1 protein-coding gene is annotated in these 1,864 nt (G+C 31.7%); it reads right to left on the bottom strand.

The features are described from left to right. The coding region (locus ABY298_RS16200) for a LamG-like jellyroll fold domain-containing protein (protein WP_372747076.1) at positions 1-1,864 on the bottom strand (1,864 nt) is incomplete at both ends.

Below are 1,864 nucleotides of genomic sequence, written 5' to 3' on the forward strand. Positions count from 1 at the left end.
TGATGAAGTTTCTCCATCATAACCTGTATCATTAAATGTAATGGTTTTTGGATTGTCAGGATCTGTTCCATCTCTTAAGGATGCGGCTACTGTTGTGTAGTTTTTTCCATCATTTGCAGTATAAACAGGCGACGACCATTGGTTATATCTATATTTATTACCTTCTCCTTGTTGATCTCGCTCTATATAGCCCAAACTATCTTCATCTAAAATACTATCATCACCTTGCACCAATTGCGATTCACCTTCTAAATCTACAAATCCATCTAATTTTAAATACCAACTAACATTTAATTCTGAATCATTTTCAATACTTAGTTCATTTGTATCTTCAACTATTAGACCAACATGTGTTTGATTTCCATTGTAATTTACATTATGTTTTACCTGAACAATACTCCAATCATAATTTACAACATCTGTACCCTTAATACCATTAGTTGTATCTGTTATAGCATCACATAAATAACCGCTTGATTGTGTTACAAAAGGTAAAGGTGCTGTTTGATTTGTAATAACTTTTGTGTTATAAATTCTAGCTCCTGTTACATCAATTGATGATGTGGTTAAATCATCTATTACATCATCTTTGTAGGCATCCATTCTAAAATACCTTTTTAAATATGCCCAAGATAATTCTACTGGAGCAGTTGAAGTATCTATATAATCAGTAATATTTCTAGGAATTACAGTTCCTTTTACTATACCTGAATTATTTTCTATTTCTTGATATATCATTTTTTGAATTTCGTTAGCAGATAAGGCTTTATTAAAAACCTTAACTTCTTCCATAAAACCGTGATAATAATTACTGTTAGTACCTGGTTTTCTTCCTAAAGTAAAATTAGAAGTATCTGTAGAAAGATTACCTGAAATGGTTTCGCTACCAATTAAAGAACCGTTTATATATAATTTCAATTCTGAATTACCATAGGTTGCTGCTATATGAGTCCAAGTATTCACTGTTAGAGGAGAGCTTGTTGTTATGGATATTGAACCTACAACAACTTGAATATTTTTGCTCGCTAATAATTGAATATAAAAATTATTTTGCCCCATAACCACTTGATTTCCTAACGATAAAGGATCTATTTTTACAAACCCCATTAAAGTAGCTTCTGGTAAACTACTTAAAACTGTTGCATCATCTTCAGCATAATCATTTCTACCGTCAAAATATAATTGTAGTTTTCTATCTAAATTTCTTGGTGAACCAAAAACTGTGTTATCGGTATCAAAAGTATCTAATATACCATCTCCATCAGTGTCTGTGGATCCATTTATAATACCATCTGCATCTGTATCTAAACTTGCGTATAATGTTCCGGAGATATCAAAAGTACTTCCGTTCGATTTTACATCAATATAATCTGGAATTCCATCTCCATCGGTATCTTTTACAAATAAGGGCAAAGAACCTTGACTTATATTTCCATAAGAGTCCGTAAAATTTGTTCCATTAAAATAATCATAGATATCTAAAATTCCATCAGTAAAATATTCAATTATTCCGTCTGAATTGGTATCAGTTTCTCTAAAAGCATCTGTATCTAAACCTTGGCCTACTCCATCTCCACTAATATCTCCATCTCCATTTTGCAATCCTGCTATTGCACTAAAACTTACTACACCGCATTCATCTACATCAAAAATCCCATCATTATCACTGTCTAAATCCAAATAATTCAGCACACCATCGCCATCTGAATCAACTGGATTTACAGATTCTGAAGCATCATTCATCCCATTTCCATTTGCATCTAAAAAACCTAAATTAATTTTTCCTGAGCCATCATAACCTGTAACTTTACTTAAATTTCCACTTTCTACAACATCAGGTATTCCATCATTATCACTATCTAAA

The sequence above is a fragment of the Lutibacter sp. genome, assembly GCF_041596795.1.
Classification (GTDB): domain Bacteria; phylum Bacteroidota; class Bacteroidia; order Flavobacteriales; family Flavobacteriaceae; genus Lutibacter.